Annotated in this window: 3 protein-coding genes and 1 pseudogene; 1 reads left to right on the forward strand and 3 read right to left on the reverse strand. The window is 69.3% G+C overall.

The annotated features are described in order from the left end of the window. Positions 1-12: 12 nt before the first annotated feature. From C1J00_RS42525 to C1J00_RS45760, 3 genes are all read right to left on the reverse strand, one after another. The gene (locus C1J00_RS42525; RefSeq protein WP_102914131.1) at positions 13-396 is read right to left on the reverse strand and encodes a MaoC family dehydratase; all 384 of its coding nucleotides are present in this window, start codon (positions 394-396) and stop codon (positions 13-15) included. Beyond that, entirely contained in the window at positions 393-1,391 is a 999-nt protein-coding gene (locus C1J00_RS42530) for a bifunctional MaoC family dehydratase N-terminal/OB-fold nucleic acid binding domain-containing protein (protein WP_439333485.1), read from the reverse strand. Before C1J00_RS42530 ends, C1J00_RS42525 begins: the two co-directional genes overlap by 4 nt. Before the next feature lie 158 nt (positions 1,392-1,549). Further along, positions 1,550-1,705: a hypothetical protein gene (locus C1J00_RS45760; RefSeq protein WP_180989909.1), complete on the reverse strand. Its 156-nt coding sequence runs from the start codon at positions 1,703-1,705 to the stop codon at positions 1,550-1,552. Here C1J00_RS45760 and C1J00_RS47465 point away from each other — a divergent pair. Next, positions 1,670-1,867 (forward strand): annotated as a pseudogene (locus tag C1J00_RS47465) (bifunctional DNA primase/polymerase); the annotation flags it as partial. The gene C1J00_RS45760 and the pseudogene C1J00_RS47465 overlap by 36 nt on opposite strands. Positions 1,868-2,017: the final 150 nt, after the last annotated feature.

Genomic DNA, 2,017 nt, shown 5'->3' on the forward strand with positions numbered 1-2,017 from the left:
GCCCTCGCGCGCTCATCCCGGGATCCTCACCGTCACCGTGCCCGTGACGTGCGTGCCGATGCCGTTCGCGCCGACGACCCGGACGGTCACCGTGTCGCCGTCGGCCGCCTCGACTGTGCCCGTGAGCACCATCGTGTCGCCGGGGTGGTTGGGCGCGCCGAGCCGGATGGCGACCCGGCGCAGCTCCGCCCGCGGGCCGAAGTGGTCGGTGATGTAGCGGCCGACCAGGCCGTTGGTCGTCAGGATGTTCATGAAGATGTCGGGGGAGCCCTTGCTCCGGGCGAGCTCCGGGTCGTGGTGGACGTCCTGGTAGTCCCGGGAGGCGATCGCCCCGGCGACGATCAGGGTCCGGGTGACGGGGACCTCCAGGGGTGGGAGGCGGTCACCGGCCTTCACGGGCCCACCCCCTGGAACACCGGCAGTTCCAGCTCCTCGTCGTACGGCCGGAACACCGGCAGTTCCAGCTCTGCGTCGTACCGCCGGAACTCCAGCCGCACCGGCATGCCGATCCGCACTTGGCCGTACGGCACCCCGACCACGTTGCTGACGATCCGCACGCCCTCGGCGAGTTCGATGAGGCCGACCGCGTAGGGCGGCTCGAAGGCCGGGAAGGGCGGGTGGTGCATGACGACGTACGAGTAGACCGTGCCCTCGCCGCTCGCCGCCACGGTGTCCCAGTCCGGGGAGCCGCAGCCGTTGCACCCCGGCAGCCAGGGGAGACGCAGGGTGCGGCAGGCGGTGCAGCGCTGGATGAGCAGTTCGTGGCGGGCCACGCCCTCCCAGAAGCCGGCGTTGTCGCGGTTGACGACCGGGCGGGGGCGGCGTTCCACCGGTTTCGAAGGCCGGTGCGCGGGGGCGTACTTGAGGATGCGGAAGCGGTGGGTGCCGGCGAGTTCGCCCTCGGCCCGGACGTCTGTGCGGGTGGTGACGAAGTAGCCGGTGCCGAGCTTCGTGGTCTTGCGGCCGGACACCGACTCGATCACGGAGTCGAAGGTGACGTGGTCGCCCGGGCGCAGCGGGCGCAGGTACTCCTGTTCGCAGTCGGTGGCGACGACCGCGTCGTGGCCCGACGCGTCGAGCAGCGTGAGGAGTTCGTCGTAGGTGGCCGTGCGTTCCGGGCGGTGGGTGAGGCCGGCCATGGTCCAGGCCTGGAGCATGGTGGGCGGGGCGATGGCGTCCGGTCCCGTGTACGCGGGGTTGGTGTCGCCCATGGCCTCGCACCAGTGCCTGATCATCGGCTCGTTGACCGGGTCGCGGCCGACTCCGGTGGCGGCGGCCGGCCGACCCTCGTAGGCCTTCAGGCGCGCCTCGAACTCCTCCGCGGGCGGCGGAACGGTCCGGGAGGCGTGCTCCGTCTCCCGGCCTGCGTGGACCTCCGGCTCACCACTCACGGTTTCTGACTGTCCGTCAGATCGGATGTTCCGTCAAGACCCGACGGAAGCGAAAACGTCTGAGCGGCGGTACCGGAGTACCGCCGCTCAGACGTTGTGACCCCGTGAAGCACACCCCATCGCACCCGGGCCGGTGCCGCCGCACCGGCCCGCTCAGCTCACCACCACAGCGGGGCGGAGCTGATGGCGGTGTTGGCGTTGCCCTGGCTGACGGCCGTGAACTCCGAGCCGTTGACCTGGGCGGTGTTGCTCTGGTTCGAGGCGCCGTCACCGACGGCCTGCCGGGCGCCGCAAGGGACGAAGCATTCCAGCACCTTTCCCGGCCGCCGTCCGGCCCCGGCGCGCCACACCCGCTCCCTCTTTCCTTTTTCGAACGTACGTACGAAACTAGAGTCATGGCCACCACCGACCGGCAGGCCACGACGCTGGCCCTCGCACACGCCCTGTCAGCCGCCGAACGCGGACTCTGTCTCTTATACACCTCTCCGAGCCCACGAGACTAGCGCTCATCCCGTATGCCGTCTTCTGCTTGAAAAAAAAAAAGGTTCATTTGGCAATCACAGCAGGCTCAACACCGCAGCGAATGTACGAACTGATGGTAGAAGAAATGAAGGAGAAAGCGCCAC

Origin of the sequence: Streptomyces cahuitamycinicus (assembly GCF_002891435.1) — a bacterium.
Classification (GTDB): Bacteria; Actinomycetota; Actinomycetes; order Streptomycetales; family Streptomycetaceae; genus Streptomyces; species Streptomyces cahuitamycinicus.